We start from the raw sequence: 15,753 nt of genomic DNA on the forward strand, positions 1-15,753 counted from the left end.
GCATATGCTAAAAGCTATCGCAATAGACGACGAACCCATGGCGCTGGAGGTCATCCGCAACCTCTCGGAAAAAATATCCTTCATCGACCTCACAGGCGCCTTCACCAACGCCTTCACGGCCATGGACGCCATGCGCGCCCAGCGCCCCGACCTCCTCTTCCTGGACATAAAAATGCCGGACATCTCCGGCATCGAATTTCTCACCGCCCTGCCCGACCCGCCCATGGTCATCTTCACCACGGCCTACAGCGAGCACGCCGTCACAAGCTTCGAGCTCGACGCCATCGACTACCTCCTGAAACCGTTCTCCCAGTCCCGCTTCCTGAAAGCCTGCAACAAAGCCCTCCAGCAATTCGAGCTGAAACACAACAAGCCCCTCCCGGGAGACGTCTTTATAAAGAGCGGCTATGGCCAGGTAAGAGTGAATATAGGAGACATCCTGTACGTCCAAAGCATGGGGAATTATATGCAGTTCGTACTGCCCGAAGAGAAGATCTTGTCGAGGCTGACAATGCAGGAGACCGAAGCCCTCCTTCCCTCCGAATATTTCGTCCGCATCCACCGCAGCTACCTCGTCGCCTGCAGCAAGGTCAGCCGCGTAATTAAAGACACCGTCTGGATCGGGGACAAAGGACTGCCCGTCGGTGCAGGCTACGCACGCGAACTAGGCCGTATAACGAGAAGATGACCGGGCGCGAACCCAGCCATATCACGAATTACCCAATTCTCTACCAATTAATTTAGCGGGAAACTTTAATTCTCCTTTACCAAAACCTTATCGGAATAGACTTCGATGACGCCTGAACGCTTATCAGCCACCATTTGGTTGTACACCTTGTTCACGACGCATTTATTCTGGAAACGGGCGAGATAGTCAACTTCTTTGATCTGTAACGGGTCGATAAAATTACCCTGTTCATCAATGAGTCTGATCTTAATATTGCTGGGTAAATGCCCCCAAAGCGCTGTAGAATGATTCGAAACGTTTAACATAGACATATAGGATTTAAAAAATCTACTAGGATTTCAAATATAAGGATTTAATTGTTAAAAAAATCTCTATCTGGGAAAAAATATTATTTCTTTCTCATGGAGGTCACCCCCTACTTTTCTCCCACCGCGGCTATTCCTTCCTTCTGGTGGACTATTATCTCCGCCCTCCTGTTCAGCCATGCCTGGTTCGGATCACTGTTATCGGCCACAGGATTGTCACTGCCATAAGCCTTCGCCTTCATCAAGCTCGGTCGGTACCCCCTGCTGTTCATATAGTCCAGCACCATCTTGGCCCGCCTCCGCGACAGAACATTATTAAAGGAATTACTACCCACGGAGTCAGTGTATCCCTTTATCTCCACGTTGAACTCATTGCTGCTTCTCTTCAGATGGCTGATCACCTTGTCGATAGCACCGAACGCCCTCGAAGTAAGCCCGTATTCATTGAACTCGAAATACACCACGAACCGCAGCACAGGCTTCCCGTCCAGCGAATCGATACGGTAATCGCCCTCGTCAAAATCATCCAGCCCCAGGTTGCGGAACGCCTTGTTGCGCCTTCCACGCCCGCCGCGTCCACCGGCTCCGTCGTCGTCGCCGTCATCTCCGCCCCGGATAGGCTTGCCATTCTCGTCCAGCAGCCCCTTCGACTTCAGCACCGAGTCCATATTGATCGTGATATAGATATTGTTGACGACGCCGCCCTTACCTGTGCTATCCTTCTTCTCTTCCTTACCCTTCCGGTTGTACGGCGATTTATCGTCCTGATCCAGTTGCTTCTGCTTCTTATTCTTGATCGGCAGATAGATCCCGATAGAATACATAGTCGTATTGGAAATAGCCTTGCTGATCGCGTACCCGTACATCACCTGCCCCGTCACCATTACCTTGCGGGCATTGAACTTGGCCCCGATCCCCATCGGTACGCTGGCATAGGAAGCATCGTTGATGACGTCGTTGATCCCCACCGTTACATAGGGCTGCAGACGATAGGAAGGCGCTAATAAATGATAGTAGAGGGCCGCATTCAGTAAATTATAGGTCTTCGACTTCGTCTGGCTGATCAGCACATTGTCATTCGTCACATGCCCAAAACTAAGTCCGATATCCGCGCTCACCGACAACCGCTGGGTCAGATTCTTATACGCCGACGCCGCAAACGACCCGTTACCACGCTGCAGAAAAGGCAGCGTATTCGCATCACTCAGATACCCCTTCCTGTTCTTCTCCAGCAGGGCAAAATCCTGGAACTGCGCCTTCAGCAGCGGAGAGATGAACCACCTCGTATCCAGTTTTCTCGTATTCTCCTCTTCCTTGTCCTCCTTCGTTGCCGTATCCTTCGGTTCTACCGGCTTCACATCGGCATCGGCGTTGTCCTTCTTCGAAGAAGCATACATCACCGTATCCTGTTTCGGCGCAGGATCACCGGCCAGCGAGATTACCGTATCCTTTACCTGCACGGTCGAATCCCGAACCTGTATGGTAGTATCCTTTCCAGGAGTGGAAATAGTCACCTTCGTATCTCCATCGGTTGGCGTTATAGTCACTTTCGCATCGTTCCCGACAGTGACAACCTTCGTCACCTTCCCGGCAGGAGCCTTCGCAACCGGAGCAGCCGCCGTCGTATCCTTCACCGCGGGCGCGGCAACCGTATCTCTCGATATAACCGACCCACCCGTCGCTTGCCCGGCAGACCCGCCCGTCGCTTGCCCGACCGATCCAGCCGGCATTTGAGCAGCTGTGTCCACCAGCGACAGGACCGAATCCTCAGCCGCCCTGGTCGTATCCGACACAGCGGGACCCTGGGCCCTTAGGGTTGTGAGGGCCATCAGGAAGCAACCAACCAAACAAATCATTACCTTCTTCATGGGGTTAAGTTTAAAAGTCCATTCTTAAAGCCAATTCTACGCCATTGCGCGCGATCCCTGCCGCACTGATCGTCGAAATATTTACATCATATAAAATTGCAAGTGACATCTTCTGGTACCTCAGCTCAACATCGGGAACCAACGCGTCATTGTACCGGTAGCCCAGTCCAAGCCCCACAGCCGCGCCGCCCTGTACTCCAGGGATCGCCTTGACATAGGAGAGATTATAATAGTGACGATACGCCGGCCCCTGCCAGTTCATCGCCACATAAAAACCAACTTCGTCATCTGTCTTCGTTGTAAATCTATATCCGCCCTGCACCCCAAGCCCCATCTTCAGCCGCGTCGAATCCGCCTTGATCTTATAGGAATAGGGCTGATTGACCTGCATCCCCGACACCCCGATATACCAGCTTGTCATTCCGCCCATTGCTGAACAGCGATATTCCCGCATTGGCATTGAAATGGCCATACGACCAGCCATTGGCCAGCCGGTCCGCGCTCGGCGCCCCTTCTATCGGTCCGTAATTATCGTACTGGTCGCCAAAAGCATTCGACACACCCGCCAGATTCAGCGAACTCCGGTAGTATTCGCCCTGAAATCCGGCGGCGAGATAGGTCTCGTGCCGCCCGATCGGGATGGCATACGAAATACCCATCATCCCCAGCGTATTGTTCAGGATCCCATCATTGGTTTTATCGGAAGCAGCCCCGGCGCTAAAGGAGAAATAGCCGGAGTTGGGTTTATTCTTTCCGTCCCTGGACAGCAGCGGCATATCGAACAATGCCGCAACACTGTTGTAGGCGATCTGCCCGCCATAACGGACGCTCCTGTAGTTGAGCTTAAGACTATTCTGTTTATCGGTTTTGAGGGATTGGTTGTACCATATGGTCATATCCTGCACCCGCGAAAAATTGATCTCCTGCCCGCGGACAAGCCCCGCGACCGAAAGGAGAATCAATAATGTGTAAATCTTCCTCATCAGGATATTGGATTTTAAATTTATTTTTTGAATACGATCATTTTACTCATCCATAAAACCATCCCCCCGGGCCACCCGCCTACCTCACCAGCGACGTCATCCCCTTCGCCACGATCCTCTTCCCTTCCACATCAACCCCCTCGGCCATCCACAAATACGTCTCCACCGGCTGCGCCACTCCTTGAACGTCCCATCCCATCCACGGTTCGGGTCCTCCGTCGTAAAGATCAGATTACCCCACCGGTTATACACACTGAAGTAGCGGAAGGTCTGTATACCCACCAGTATCGGCTTCAGCAGATCGTTAGTTCCATCATTATTCGGAGTGAACACTTTAGGCACATAGATATTGATCATCGCAAACTTCACATACACAGGGCTGCCGTACGTGATCTCCAGCCCCTGGACAGACGCAGTCACCTTTACCTTCCCCGGCGTCTTGCTGGTCAGATAAATAATGGCATTCCCTTCCGCATCCGTCATCACGGAATCCGGACCGACGAACTGTGCCGTACCGGAATCGATCTTGAACTTCACATACACGCCCGCCATATCATCGCCGCTCATATCGACCACATGCGCCTTCACCGCCGTCTGCTGCGAACCATCCGCCAGCGCCTCGTAGATGAACACGTCGATTCTCGTCTTCGGATTGTTGACATCCGGCTTATCCGTGAACGTCACCACCTGATAACTACCGTCGATCAGCACATTTTGCGACAACAGTATCGCATTGACGAATACCGTTCCCGGCTTCGTGCTCGTCAGCGCTATCCTCGCCATGCCCTGGTCATCCGTGACCACATCCAGCGGACTGATCGTGAACGCAGCAGTGGTAGTCGCCGTACCCGAGGTAGGCAGCAACTGTATGATGAATTGAATATGCTCTCCCTTTAACGGATGCTTGTACGCGTCAGTGATATAGGCGATCACACTGTCCTGCCCGTTTCCATCGCCAAGCCTGTAATCCTGGCTCACGAACAGATGCGTAAACCCGTTGTTATCGGACGGTCCGGAATTATTGCCATTTCCACCTCCCGGATTGGTTCCGGGACCACCCGAACCACCGCCGTTATTACCACCGGGAGGATTACCCCCATTTCCAGGAGGAGTACCCCCCGTACCGCCGCCGCTGGGATCACCAGGAACAGCCGCACCGACGACAAAATGAATAGTTACATAATTATTTGCAGGCGCGTTCTTATCATAAAGCACCACGCCATTGTCCGTGGTCCCCGTCACCTGCGGATTCTCGGGATTGAAATCGATAAACACCGCGGTCACGACATTGCCAACCACCGTCTTTACCTTCAGCGTCGCACTGCCTCCCACCACAAAGTTCACATTCCCTGTCGTCGGATTCCCCTGCGCGTCGAACAGATAAGCCGTCACGATATCCTGCGCCTGGCCATTCGCCAGCTGATAGTCCTGTGTCACGATAAAATAGCTGTGGTTCTGATCGGGAGGACCCACGACAAAATTGACCTCTGCCGGACTTCCATTGGTGACCGGCACGACCGGACCGCTACCATATTGAGCCGTCGCGGTGAAATCTACCGTTCCGACGTTCGGATTCGTAATATTGATAAAGACATCCCCGTTGGCGTCGGTATACCCCGTGCCAACTACGACAACGACCGCCGTCGTGTTAGCCGTTCCCCCGCTGGTCGTGAACACAACCTTCGCGCCTTGCATCGGCTGGCCATCGGTGCCAACGATATGTGCGTGTACAGTCGCCGTCCCCCCATTCGCAAGAGCCGTCGGAACATCCACGATCAACGCCGTCAGTGGATTGGTCGGGTCGGGCGTCACAGAAGTAAAGGTCACCGTTGCAGGACTACCATTGGTAATCGGATAGGTTGTAGGAGTGACCAGGTCTGGGCCGTCGCAGTGAAGGTCACAGTCCCCCACTGCGAGTTCTTGATATTGATGTACGCATCCCCGTTGGCATCCGTATACCCCGTACCGATAACTACGACGATCTGCGTCCCGAAAGCCGTCCCGCCGGTCGCCGTAAATACCACCTTCGACCCCGGCAGCGCCTGACCATTGGTGCCGACAACATGCGCATGTATGGTCGTGGTACTGTTACCGTCGGCAGGCGCCTTCGGTACATCCACGATCAGCTGCGTAGCGGGATTGGTTGGGTCGGGTTTGTCGACAAAAGTCACCGTCGCCGGACTGTTGTTCGTAATAGGGACTTCCACACCACCATAAGTATAGGTCGCGGTAAATATAACCGTCCCCGGGTTCATGTTGGTGATCTGGATTATAGCGTCTCCATACTTATCAGTTGTCCCGTTGATGATTTTGACGACCGCCGTTCCCTTTGCAGTCCCGCCAACTACGGTAAAGGTTACCGGCAGGTCCGGATAGCCGGCGCCGAACGTGTTTACAATATGCGCATGGATCGTAGTAGGAGTATTTCCATCATCCGGCGCAGTCGGCACATCCACGACGAGCTTCGTGGCAGAACTGCTCGAATTATCGGGAATACCGGCGACCCAGGTAAAATTTATCGGCACCATCGTGCCGTCGTCGCCCTTCACCTGCACATCGATCTCCTTCGTTTGCACGAAATTGCTGGATAAGCCATAATCATAATAGCCCGAACCATTGGTGCTTGGCGTACTTTGCACGCCTGAGGCTGCGATCGTTATACTCAGCTGGATATTGGGCAGCAGTACAGGACTGGCCGGATTGGTAACATCATACACCTGTATCCGCACCACGTCATTCACGCCACTTCCCGCAACGGCATTATTATTGATAGGTGTCAGGACCACCTGGTAAGCAACTGGTCGGTCCCCCACCCCCTCCGCCCTGCCCGGTAGGGAAAAACCCAGCATCATCCACACCCACACCGCCAGGAGGGGCATCAAACGGGCCAGACGCCAATCGCATGTTTTTTTATTTTTCATACACGAGGTCATAGCATACGGAAATTTCACCAAACACAACTAGCACGGTAACCACCATGTCCAGGACAACAATCTTGTATATAGGAGGGAATATCGGCCCCCGGAGGGACCTTCATAGTACTCGGTACTATTTTGACCTATATGTCATTTTGAAGAAGTAGTCGGGAAGGTTCTACAGGTTGTGTAAGGTTTGGGTTTCATAAATAATTGGGTTTTATATCGGGTTTTCTCAGGTTATCGGATTAATACTAATTACGCTATCTATTATAAATGGGTTAAAACCTATTTTATTGTATAAATAGTCGTAATAATTTTGCTATGACCCATAATGTTATTGCGTATGTATTTGGTTACCAATAAAAATGTCTCATATAGTCGACCTGTCACCCTTCTCAATATTCCAACAAAAAGTTGCGGCAAACTAATAATATCTTTACCCTTTTTCACATGATCCTGACAGAAGCGATTTTAGAGAGATTCATAGTCCACTATACCGGTAACAAACAGAATGGAGGCGCCCTTTTACTTTCCAGACAGGAACAAAAGACCGACATAGAGCTCCGGGAAAAAATGCGCGAAGCCCTGCTGGAAAAATTCAGCAACTGCCACGAACGCTACACCTTCCACCACCCGTCATCCCTCGAATTCAACGAAGTTTATAATTTTAGCAGCCGCCTCTTTCAGGAACCCGCCGAATTCTACGACGCTTCCGTAAAAATAGCGTCCCACCTCTTCGAGGCATCCGTACACCCAAAGATCAAACCCGGCGAACTCTATATCGCCAGCTTTAGCAACGTCATCATCGACGAACAGTCCGTCAACGCCATCGGCCTCTTCAAAGCCGAAACAAAAACGCTCTTCGCCGACCTCATCCCCAGCATGGACGACCTCGACCTCCAGCTAAAAGAAGGCGTCGAACTATCCCGACTCGACAAAGGCTGCCTCATCCTCCAACTGGAAGAAGACAAAGGCTTCGAACTCCTCATCTTCGATTCCAATGGCAAAGGCGAAGAAGCACAGTACTGGAAGGACAAATTCCTCAGCGTCATGATCCGCCAGAACGCCTTCCTCCACACCCAGGACTTCCTTTCCATGACTAAGAATTACGTCACGCAACACATGCCCGACGAATTCGAAGTGTCCAAAACGGAGCAGATCGACATCCTCAACCGGAGCATGGACTATTTCAAAACACACAGTAACTTTAATAAATCGGAATTCGAGACCGAGGTCCTCCACCACGAAGACCTCATCAACTCGTTCAGGAATTACGACCAGCAACACCGGCAGTCCAACGAAATGGGCGATAGGAATGAATTCGAGATCTCAACCCACGCAGTGAAGAAGCAGGCGCGGGTATTCAAAAGCGTGATCAAACTGGACAAGAACTTTCATATCTATATCCACGGCGACCGCCAGCTCATCGAAAAAGGCTACGACGACGGCCTGCAGAAACACTATTATAAGATCTATTTCGACCAGGAGGCATAAACCATGAATACGAATACCACCAACCAGTCAAACCTGGTACCCCACCCCCTCCACGGCAAGACCGCTATCGTCACCGGCGCAGGCCAGGGCATCGGCTTCGCCATCTGCCGCCACCTCCTTTCCCGCGGCGCAAAAGTCATCCTCAACGACGCTGACCCTACCCTCGCCAACAACGCCGCCGCAACACTCGGCGCCAATTGTATTTCTTTACCCGGAGACGCCGCCGACATCCCCTTCACCCGTAACCTCGTCGACACCTGCGTCAACGAATTCGGCCGCCTCGACATCGTCATCGCCAACGCCGGCCTTACCCTGTTCGGCGACTTCTTCTCCCTATACACCCGAGTCCTTCTCCCGTGTCATGCAGCTCAACCAGGCCGGAACCTTCTTCCTCACACAGGCCGCCGCCCTGCAGATGCGCAAACAACAACAGGGCGGAAGCATCCTCTTCACTTCCTCCGTAACAGGCCACCAGGCCCACCAACACCTCGCAGCCTACGGCATGAGCAAAGCCGCCCTCGAAATGCTGGCCCGCAACCTCGTCATCGACCTCTCCCCTACGGCATCAACGTCAACACCGTAGCGCCGGGAGCCACCCTGACCGAACGCACAGCCGAAGACCCCGCCTACGAAAAGACCTGGTCTGCCCTCACCCCAATGGGCCGTCCCGCCAGCGTCGACGACATCGCCTCCGCCATCCTCTTCCTCGTGTCCCCCGAAGCAAGACATATCACCGGTCAAACCCTCATTGTAGACGGGGGCTGGACCGCCATCAGCCCCGGGCCATAGTCACGAAACTCCACCTACCTACACCCCCAGGGCTCCACCCCTCTCTATACGTGCGACGAACAAATTGATTCGCCTCATCGAAATTGGTTATCTTCATATTCGCCCCATCCCAGAGAAGCTTAATATGCCTTCCCGGGTAGTCGAACTTCCCGTCCGCGCGCGGCCTGCGAACATCATAGCTCCGGATAGCCAGATTCCCCATCAGCACCGTCTCCGTCAGCGGACCCGCTACCGTAAAATTGGAACTGAGCGCTTTCTCCTTTTCACTGCCATAACCCGCCATACAGGCCTCCAGCCACGCATTATAATGCCCGGTAATATCGGCGCCCGGCACCCGCGCAATCGTCTGCGGCACCGTCTCCACCCGCGTAGTCGGCAGCAACTTAGGATCGCGGCCATAAGTGCCGCACATCATCTTACCCTTCGTACCGATGAACAACGTGCCGTTATCCCCGTCCCCAAACACTTCCTGCGGCCCCAGTTCTTCCGGCCTCTCCGGCTGTATCCCGCCGTCCATCCAGTGGAGCTTCACGTCCGGCTTGCCCGGCGCGCCCTTAAATCTTAGTGTGATATGAGACGACGGCGGACAACTATCCGGAAAATAACCCTGTTTGAACTCCCCTACATAAACACTTCCCACACTGCACTCCGCCTCGGTCGGATAACCCAACCCCAGCACCTGAAAAGCTGGAGCGACGATATGGCACCCCATATCCCCCAGCGCCCCGGTACCATAGTCCCACCACCCGCGCCAGTTAAAGGGCACCAGGTTGTCAACATAATCCTTATAAGGCGCCGTTCCCAGCCACAGATTCCAGTCCAGCTCCCCCGGCACCGGCGCCTTCTGCGCCGGCCACTGAATACCCTGCGGCCACACGGGACGGTTGGTAAAGCAGAACACTTCCGAAACATCACCGATGACCCCCGCCCGGTACCAGTCCACCAGTTGCCTGACGCCGTCGCCCGAACCGCCACTGGTTGCCCATTTGCGACACCACCTTATAACGCGCCGCGCCCTGTGTCAGCATCCGCGTCTCATAGATATCATGTGCAAGGGGCTTCTGGATATACACGTGCTTCCCCAGCTGCATCGCCGCCATTCCGATGACCGCATGCATATGGTCGGGCGTGGAAATGCTCACGGCATCCAGGTGCTTGTGCTCCTTGTCCAGCATCTCCCGGTAGTCTTTATAGTATTTTGCGCTGGGAAACTTCTGCCGGATAACGGCAGCCCTCCTGTCGTCGACGTCACAGAGAACGCCGATATCGGCCTTACCCGTTCCAAAAAGGTAATTGATATCGCTCTCTCCCTTCCCCCAATGCCGATACAGCCCAGCCGGACCTTATCGCTGGGCGCCGTATACCCCTTCCCCCCAATACGTGGCGGGGCAAAATATAAACGCCGGCAGCAGCCAGCATTCCCTTCTTCAAAAAATTACGTCTTGAATCGTTGTGGAGTGGTGGATTTTTCATCCTTAAATTTAGGGGATTTTACAAGACCCCCTTCCACCTAATTATGACTGGACGGAATAGCCAGATATTTCCTCCCCGCCAGTATCTGCCGCACGGCCCAAAGCAACTCATCCGGCGCCGCATCCTTTCCCACATACCCCGATGCCCCCGCCTGCAACGCCCTCAGCGCATAGTGCTCCTTGGTATAGAGGCTTAGTATCAGCACGGGCAAACCCGGAAAATCCTGTTTGATCTGCGCCAGCGTGTTCCATCCGCCCCTGTCAGCACTCGGAAGATCGGATATGATCATATCCCATGGACTGCGCTTTAGCTTTTCCGTCCACTCCTCCCCCTCCTCGATCTCCTCAATCTCCGCGTTTGGATACGCCTGGGTTAATATTTGCCTGACCCCCTTTCTGATGATGGTAAAGTCATCAGCTAATAGAATCCTGATCATAATTTCTTGTCATTAAGTTATTGAATTACAAAGAGAAAGGTCTAATTCCAGGAAAGCTACAGGAAGGCCTTAGCCAGACAGGCTACAGAATGACAAGATATATGGAATTCTTTACAAAACACAATGACCATATAAGCAAAAACCCTTAGCCGAAATAATTTTTGACAATAGTCAACGTAGGTTTACTCATTGATCGTCAGGCTTCTTTTTTGTTTCGGTCAGGCCCAGCCGTAGAAAAATACCATTCCCCTCATCCCCCACAACCACACAAACGATCTCCTTCGAACCGCCCTTTCCATCCTTCGATAACAGCTGAAATCTCCCCTTCCCCTTACGGACCGAACACAGCTCGTCAAAATTGGCTTTCTTCACCTCCAGCGACAGCTTTGCGAGCTCCTCCCCATGACCGGCATCGATCATATTACAGTTGAGCGAGGTCAGCCGATGACGCGAATCGATCCTTACGTCCTGCCCGCACGCACTCAGCGCGCCGAACACCAGCAGCGAACAAATAATGGTTCTCATTTTATTTATGTTTAGCGTTTTTCAAACCGTCCAGTCGCTTTATCCCCATATCAGACGATAGCCGCGACAACTTGTCCAGGTCGATATCCCCCACAAAACTCATCAGCGTAAAATCATCGTCATCCTCCGCTACCATCAGCAGCTCATGTACCACTCCGTTGTCCTCCTTCACCATAAATCGCACATTGTCCTTACTGCTCCTCACCGTGATCAGCTCCTCATATTCCTTCCGGTCGATATGCGCCATCGCCTCTTTATAAAATGCCGCGGGCGTGGTCGACGTCGACAGGATCCGCAGACTCGTCAGCCGGCTCACCGTCTGCTTCAGATCGGCCGGAATAGAATCCCAGCTGACCTTCGACATCAGCCTGAACATCTTCGGACTGATCGAGACCACCGTAAACCTGCTGTCCTCTACATACTTTCCAAAAAATTTCCCGATCGCATCATCCTGTGCAAATACGCCGGTCCCCAGCATCAACAGCGGCAAAAAAAGTATCCGTTTATTTAAGTTGTTCATACGCGTTAAAATTATTATTGAGACGATGCATATTTTTCTGTGTGATCTTCTCTCCCTCGTTCATGCGCGACGACGCCACCAGCAGCGCGCGCTGCACTGCGGCAAACGCCTTCTCCGGGTCGTCATAGGTATCGGTTATCTCACCCGCGCCCGACTGCTTCACCACCAGAAAGACACTGATGATACACACCGTTATCGCGGCAGCCGCAGCATACCCGAACTTTATACGCCTAACCACAGGTCCCCGTTCCGTCAACCTCTCCAGCATCCGCTCCTCAAACCCCTCCGGCGCCACCACCGCCGCCTCTTCTCCGATATAGTCGAAAAAGGCGCGATACGGCTCCAGCGAGGGATCGACCTCCCCGCCCCGAAAATAGTCGGCGATCCTCTTTTCTTCGTCCAGCGTGGTCTCCGCCGCCCAGTACTTCTCCAGCAATACCCTTATTTCTTCGTTTTCCATATCTCTTCTTTTTCCAATATCAATTTTTTAATGGCATTCCTCCCCCTGAACAGGTTGATCTTCACCTGATCCAGCGTCATCTGCAATACCTCAGCAATTTCATTATAGGTAAACCCCTCCATCTCCCGCAACCGGACCACCTGCTGCTGGTTCTCCGGCAGGGTATCCATGCACTGCCGTATTCTTTCTATTAGTTGCTTATCCATCATCTTCTCGTAAGGATCTCTCTCCGGACTGCTGACCTGCCGGGCCCGGTCCTCCTGAACCGCCACATTTCGTCGCCCGCGGATCCGGTCCAGACAATTATTCCGCGTCGCCGTCATACAATATGCCCCGATATTCTTCCATTCCCCCCACTGCTCCCGCCGGGCCCAGACGCCCGCCATCACATCCTGCACGGAGTCTTCAGCCTCCTGTACATTCTGCAGCAGCCGGAAGGCCATCCGGAACAGCCTGTCCTTCATTGGTAAAATTTGCTCTTTAAAAACTTTGATTGACATTCCCGATTGATGACGACAGGAAATTAAGAATGTTACAGAATACTTCATTAATTTGAACGACCAAAACACTTCATCCGCCATGCAGCTCAAAAAATACCTCCCGGCCCTCACCCTGCTCCTCCTGGCCGGCCAAACCCTGTTCTCCCAGCCACAAAGCCCCTCCCCGGCCACCGATTCCGCCCGCCTGACCCAACTCACCGGCGCCGAGCAACTCTACGACCTCAGCTTTACTCCCCCAAAAGGGATTCTATTCTGAGCGGCCTCGAAGACCACCTGCGCATCTACCGGTACTTCCACGAACACTACCTGCGCAACGATATCCCCCTCAGCATGAATTTCGATCCGCTGATCCCCGGCACCCCCTACGAACGCCAGCAGACAAAGATCTCCTGGAACATCCCCTCCGAAACCGTCCTGCCCGCCGACCCCAACGAACTGGCCTTCTGTTCGATTCCCGAACTGGCCTCCCTCCTGAAAAGAAAAAGATCAGCTCCGTCCAGCTGACCCAACTATACCTGCAGCGCCTCAAAAGATTCGGCCCCGTCCTCCACTGCGTCATCGAACTGACCGGGGACAGCGCCCTCGCCCAGGCCCGCAGGGCAGACGCCAATTTCGCAAAAGGCATCATCAAAAGTCCCCTCCAGGGCATCCCCTATGGGATCAAGGACCTCTTTGCCGTAAAAGGCTCCCACACCACCGGGGGACGCCTCCCTATAAAGAACAGACATTCGAATACAGCTCTTACGTGGCCCAGCGCCTCGCCGACGCCGGAGCGGTCCTCGTCGCCAAACTCTCCCTCGGCGAACTCGCCATGGACGACGTCTGGTTCGGCGGCCTGACCCGCAACCCCCGGAAGCCCTCGACAGGATCCGGCGGCAGCTTCCGCCGGTTCGGCAGCAGCCACGTCTGCCGGACTCGTCCCCTTCGCCATCGGAACAGAGACCTACGGCTCCATCGTCGACCCCTCCATGCGCTGTGGCGCCACCGGCCTTCGCCCCACCTTCGGCAGCATCGCCCGCACCGGCTGCATGGCGCTCTGCTGGAGCTCCGACAAGGTCGGCCCCATCTGCCGCAGCGCCGAAGACGCAGCCTACGTATTTGCGTATATCCATGGCCGCGACAGCGCCGACGCCTCTTCCCGAACCATGCCCTTCAACTACACCGGAAAAACAAATATCCCTCAGCTGAGGATCGCCTATACGAGTAACTCCATCGACTCCCTCCCCGACGACAGCCCCGAAAAACAGACCATCAGCATCCTGAGAAAACTCGGCGCCCGCATCACCCCCCTCAATTTCCCGGAGAACCTCCACGGCAACGATATCCTGAGCCTGATCATCAGCGTCGAATCCGCAGCCGCCTTCGACATGCTGACCCGCACCGGCGCCGACGACCAGATGGTGCAGCAGAACAAGGACCGCTGGCCCAACACCTTCCGCACCGCCCGCTTCATCCCCGCCGTCGAATACGTCAACGCCGCCCGCATGCGCTCCGCCATCCAGCACACCATATCGACCCTCTTCCAGCAATACGACGTCATCATCGCTCCCCCGAAACCGGCGACCAGCTCGCCATCACCAACCTCACCGGCCACCCCTCCGTCACCCTCCCCGTCGGCTACCACTCGGACGGCACCCCCGGAAGCATCACCTTCATCGGCCACCTCTTCGGCGAAGCCCGACTCCTCGCCTTCGCAAAGGCCTTCCGAGGACGCCACGCCCTACAACAAACAACGCCCAAAAGGATTTACAATTCCTTAATCCCACCCACACCCCTTCTCCCCTAAATTTGCCGATCAACCAACTACAAATGAATCGTCGGAACCTGCTAAAACAACTTGGCCTCCTCGGCCTCACCCCCTCCCTCACCACCACTGGCCTCACCAACTACCGGTCAACCCCAACCGGCGGGACACACCACTGCCAAAAAGCGCACCCTCCGCTTCGCCCACCTCACCGACATCCATATCCAGCCCGAGCTCCGCGCCGCCGAAGGCCTCGCCGCCTGCCTCCACCACCTGCAGGGCCAGTCCGACGCCCCCTCCTTCATCCTCAACAGCGGCGACTGCGTATTCGACTCGCTCAAACAGACAAAGGATCGCGTCAACCTTCAAGTGGAACCTCTGGCACGAAGTCTTCAAAAAGAGAATTCCCTGCCCATCGAATACTGCATCGGCAACCACGACTGCTGGGGCATTGGCGAAAAAAGCGACCCCCTCTACGGAAAAAAATTCGCGCTGGAAAAAATGCGCCTCGAACGCCCCTACCATAGCTACGACAAAGCCGGCTGGCACTTCATCATGCTCGACAGCGTCCAGCCAAAATCCGACGGCAGCTGGTATACCATGAAACTCGACGACGAACAGTTCGCCTGGCTGCAAAAAGACCTCCAAAGCACGCCATCCACAACTCCCATAATCGTCGTCTCGCACGTTCCCATCCTGTCCGCCGCCGTTATATCGATGGCCCAGTCAAAAGGAGAAGAAGGCTATATCGTCAGCGGCGGCCTCATGCACACCGACTCCGCAAAGATCCTCGCCCTCCTCAACCAGTATAAGAACGTCAAACTCTGCCTCAGCGGCCATATCCACCTCTACGAACAGATCAAATACGACGGCATCTCCTTTATCAGTAATGGGGCCGTCAGCGGCAACTGGTGGAAAGGCATCCACGAACAGACAGGCAACGGATACGCCATGATCAATCTGTATGACGACGGCAGTTTCGACAACGACTACTTCCTCTACGGCTGGAACACATAGTCACTGTATCATTAACGTACACAAACTGCCCGC

Annotated in this window: 18 protein-coding genes and 3 pseudogenes; 8 read left to right on the forward strand and 13 right to left on the reverse strand. The window is 54.1% G+C overall.

All coding sequences use genetic code 11. The annotated features are described in order from the left end of the window. Positions 1 to 4: 4 nt before the first annotated feature. Positions 5 to 688, forward strand: coding sequence for a LytR/AlgR family response regulator transcription factor (locus tag ACQ86N_RS31540; RefSeq protein ID WP_431210504.1), 684 nt, complete (start codon positions 5 to 7; stop codon positions 686 to 688). A 65-nt stretch (positions 689 to 753) separates the two neighbouring features. Here the strand turns inward: ACQ86N_RS31540 and ACQ86N_RS31545 are convergent, their stop codons facing one another. The 6 genes from ACQ86N_RS31545 to ACQ86N_RS31570 all read right to left on the reverse strand — a co-directional run bounded on the left by ACQ86N_RS31545 (position 754) and on the right by ACQ86N_RS31570 (position 6,723). Then, positions 754 to 993 carry a hypothetical protein gene (locus tag ACQ86N_RS31545; RefSeq protein ID WP_431210505.1) on the reverse strand — a complete coding sequence of 80 codons (240 nt, stop codon included), beginning with the start codon at positions 991 to 993 and terminating at the stop codon, positions 754 to 756. Positions 994 to 1,103: 110 nt separating this feature from the next. Next, positions 1,104 to 2,861 (reverse strand): OmpA family protein, encoded by a 1,758-nt coding sequence (locus ACQ86N_RS31550; protein ID WP_431210506.1) that lies wholly within the window; start codon positions 2,859 to 2,861, stop codon positions 1,104 to 1,106. A gap of 10 nt (positions 2,862 to 2,871) precedes the next feature. Beyond that, entirely contained in the window at positions 2,872 to 3,252 is a 381-nt protein-coding gene (locus ACQ86N_RS31555) for a type IX secretion system membrane protein PorP/SprF (protein ID WP_431210507.1), read from the reverse strand. After that, a complete protein-coding gene (locus ACQ86N_RS31560; RefSeq protein ID WP_431210508.1) occupies positions 3,224 to 3,844 on the reverse strand; it encodes a hypothetical protein in 621 nt (206 codons plus the stop codon). The genes ACQ86N_RS31555 and ACQ86N_RS31560 overlap by 29 nt, the downstream gene beginning before the upstream one ends. A 96-nt stretch (positions 3,845 to 3,940) precedes the next feature. Beyond that, positions 3,941 to 5,755 (reverse strand): Ig-like domain-containing protein, encoded by a 1,815-nt coding sequence (locus ACQ86N_RS31565; protein ID WP_431210509.1) that lies wholly within the window; start codon positions 5,753 to 5,755, stop codon positions 3,941 to 3,943. Then, entirely contained in the window at positions 5,668 to 6,723 is a 1,056-nt protein-coding gene (locus tag ACQ86N_RS31570; protein ID WP_431217678.1) for an Ig-like domain-containing protein, read from the reverse strand. Before ACQ86N_RS31570 ends, ACQ86N_RS31565 begins: the two co-directional genes overlap by 88 nt. 489 nt (positions 6,724 to 7,212) lie before the next feature. On the opposite strand from ACQ86N_RS31570, the gene ACQ86N_RS31575 reads away from it, so the two are divergent. From ACQ86N_RS31575 to ACQ86N_RS31585, 3 genes and pseudogenes are all read left to right on the forward strand, one after another. Continuing rightward, complete coding sequence (locus ACQ86N_RS31575; protein WP_431210510.1) at positions 7,213 to 8,256, forward strand: nucleoid-associated protein; 1,044 nt, start codon at positions 7,213 to 7,215, stop codon at positions 8,254 to 8,256. Positions 8,257 to 8,259: 3 nt separating this feature from the next. Then, positions 8,260 to 8,568: pseudogene (locus ACQ86N_RS31580) on the forward strand (SDR family NAD(P)-dependent oxidoreductase); the annotation flags it as partial. A gap of 49 nt (positions 8,569 to 8,617) precedes the next feature. After that, a pseudogene (locus ACQ86N_RS31585) lies at positions 8,618 to 9,045 on the forward strand (SDR family NAD(P)-dependent oxidoreductase). Here the strand turns inward: ACQ86N_RS31585 and ACQ86N_RS31590 are convergent. The 7 genes from ACQ86N_RS31590 to ACQ86N_RS31620 form a co-directional block, all read right to left on the reverse strand. Next, a complete protein-coding gene (locus tag ACQ86N_RS31590) occupies positions 9,029 to 9,988 on the reverse strand; it encodes a hypothetical protein (protein ID WP_431210511.1) in 960 nt (319 codons plus the stop codon). The pseudogene ACQ86N_RS31585 and the gene ACQ86N_RS31590 overlap by 17 nt on opposite strands. After that, positions 9,957 to 10,376: a Gfo/Idh/MocA family protein gene (locus ACQ86N_RS31595; RefSeq protein ID WP_431217679.1), complete on the reverse strand. Its 420-nt coding sequence runs from the start codon at positions 10,374 to 10,376 to the stop codon at positions 9,957 to 9,959. Before ACQ86N_RS31595 ends, ACQ86N_RS31590 begins: the two co-directional genes overlap by 32 nt. A 179-nt stretch (positions 10,377 to 10,555) precedes the next feature. Further along, positions 10,556 to 10,954: a response regulator gene (locus ACQ86N_RS31600; protein WP_431210512.1), complete on the reverse strand. Its 399-nt coding sequence runs from the start codon at positions 10,952 to 10,954 to the stop codon at positions 10,556 to 10,558. A gap of 186 nt (positions 10,955 to 11,140) precedes the next feature. Further along, on the reverse strand, positions 11,141 to 11,479 hold the full coding sequence (locus ACQ86N_RS31605) for a hypothetical protein (RefSeq protein WP_431210513.1): 339 nt from the start codon (positions 11,477 to 11,479) through the stop codon (positions 11,141 to 11,143). A 1-nt stretch (position 11,480) separates the two neighbouring features. After that, positions 11,481 to 11,999: a DUF4252 domain-containing protein gene (locus ACQ86N_RS31610; RefSeq protein ID WP_431210514.1), complete on the reverse strand. Its 519-nt coding sequence runs from the start codon at positions 11,997 to 11,999 to the stop codon at positions 11,481 to 11,483. Beyond that, the gene (locus ACQ86N_RS31615) at positions 11,983 to 12,459 is read right to left on the reverse strand and encodes a hypothetical protein (RefSeq protein WP_431210515.1); all 477 of its coding nucleotides are present in this window, start codon (positions 12,457 to 12,459) and stop codon (positions 11,983 to 11,985) included. The genes ACQ86N_RS31610 and ACQ86N_RS31615 overlap by 17 nt, the downstream gene beginning before the upstream one ends. After that, positions 12,441 to 12,923 (reverse strand): RNA polymerase sigma factor, encoded by a 483-nt coding sequence (locus tag ACQ86N_RS31620; RefSeq protein ID WP_431210516.1) that lies wholly within the window; start codon positions 12,921 to 12,923, stop codon positions 12,441 to 12,443. The genes ACQ86N_RS31615 and ACQ86N_RS31620 overlap by 19 nt, the downstream gene beginning before the upstream one ends. Positions 12,924 to 13,011: 88 nt before the next feature. On the opposite strand from ACQ86N_RS31620, the gene ACQ86N_RS31625 reads away from it, so the two are divergent. The 4 genes and pseudogenes from ACQ86N_RS31625 (at position 13,012) to ACQ86N_RS31640 (ending at position 15,720) form a co-directional block, all read left to right on the forward strand. After that, entirely contained in the window at positions 13,012 to 13,215 is a 204-nt protein-coding gene (locus ACQ86N_RS31625; RefSeq protein ID WP_431210517.1) for a hypothetical protein, read from the forward strand. 74 nt (positions 13,216 to 13,289) lie between these two features. Beyond that, positions 13,290 to 13,463, forward strand: a complete 174-nt coding sequence (locus ACQ86N_RS31630; protein ID WP_431210518.1) for a hypothetical protein — start codon at positions 13,290 to 13,292, stop codon at positions 13,461 to 13,463. 53 nt (positions 13,464 to 13,516) lie between these two features. After that, positions 13,517 to 14,719: pseudogene (locus tag ACQ86N_RS31635) on the forward strand (amidase family protein). A 77-nt stretch (positions 14,720 to 14,796) separates the two neighbouring features. Beyond that, positions 14,797 to 15,720 carry a metallophosphoesterase family protein gene (locus ACQ86N_RS31640; RefSeq protein WP_431210519.1) on the forward strand — a complete coding sequence of 308 codons (924 nt, stop codon included), beginning with the start codon at positions 14,797 to 14,799 and terminating at the stop codon, positions 15,718 to 15,720. Positions 15,721 to 15,753 lie beyond the last annotated feature (33 nt).

It is taken from the genome of Puia sp. P3 (assembly GCF_050632245.1).
GTDB lineage: Bacteria > Bacteroidota > Bacteroidia > Chitinophagales > Chitinophagaceae > Puia.

What these genes read in the sequence shown, in the direction of transcription:
- ACQ86N_RS31540 (WP_431210504.1), top strand. Translation starts at nt 5, where the DNA reads ATGCTAAAAGCTATCGCAATAGACGACGAACCCATGGCGCTGGAGGTC.
- ACQ86N_RS31545 (WP_431210505.1), bottom strand. Translation starts at nt 993, where the DNA reads ATGTTAAACGTTTCGAATCATTCTACAGCGCTTTGGGGGCATTTACCC.
- ACQ86N_RS31550 (WP_431210506.1), bottom strand. Translation starts at nt 2,861, where the DNA reads ATGAAGAAGGTAATGATTTGTTTGGTTGGTTGCTTCCTGATGGCCCTC.
- ACQ86N_RS31555 (WP_431210507.1), bottom strand. Translation starts at nt 3,252, where the DNA reads ATGCAGGTCAATCAGCCCTATTCCTATAAGATCAAGGCGGATTCGACG.
- ACQ86N_RS31560 (WP_431210508.1), bottom strand. Translation starts at nt 3,844, where the DNA reads ATGAGGAAGATTTACACATTATTGATTCTCCTTTCGGTCGCGGGGCTT.
- ACQ86N_RS31570 (WP_431217678.1), bottom strand. Translation starts at nt 6,723, where the DNA reads ATGCCCCTCCTGGCGGTGTGGGTGTGGATGATGCTGGGTTTTTCCCTA.
- ACQ86N_RS31575 (WP_431210510.1), top strand. Translation starts at nt 7,213, where the DNA reads ATGATCCTGACAGAAGCGATTTTAGAGAGATTCATAGTCCACTATACC.
- ACQ86N_RS31600 (WP_431210512.1), bottom strand. Translation starts at nt 10,954, where the DNA reads ATGATCAGGATTCTATTAGCTGATGACTTTACCATCATCAGAAAGGGG.
- ACQ86N_RS31605 (WP_431210513.1), bottom strand. Translation starts at nt 11,479, where the DNA reads ATGAGAACCATTATTTGTTCGCTGCTGGTGTTCGGCGCGCTGAGTGCG.
- ACQ86N_RS31610 (WP_431210514.1), bottom strand. Translation starts at nt 11,999, where the DNA reads ATGAACAACTTAAATAAACGGATACTTTTTTTGCCGCTGTTGATGCTG.
- ACQ86N_RS31615 (WP_431210515.1), bottom strand. Translation starts at nt 12,459, where the DNA reads ATGGAAAACGAAGAAATAAGGGTATTGCTGGAGAAGTACTGGGCGGCG.
- ACQ86N_RS31620 (WP_431210516.1), bottom strand. Translation starts at nt 12,923, where the DNA reads ATGAAGGACAGGCTGTTCCGGATGGCCTTCCGGCTGCTGCAGAATGTA.
- ACQ86N_RS31630 (WP_431210518.1), top strand. Translation starts at nt 13,290, where the DNA reads ATGAATTTCGATCCGCTGATCCCCGGCACCCCCTACGAACGCCAGCAG.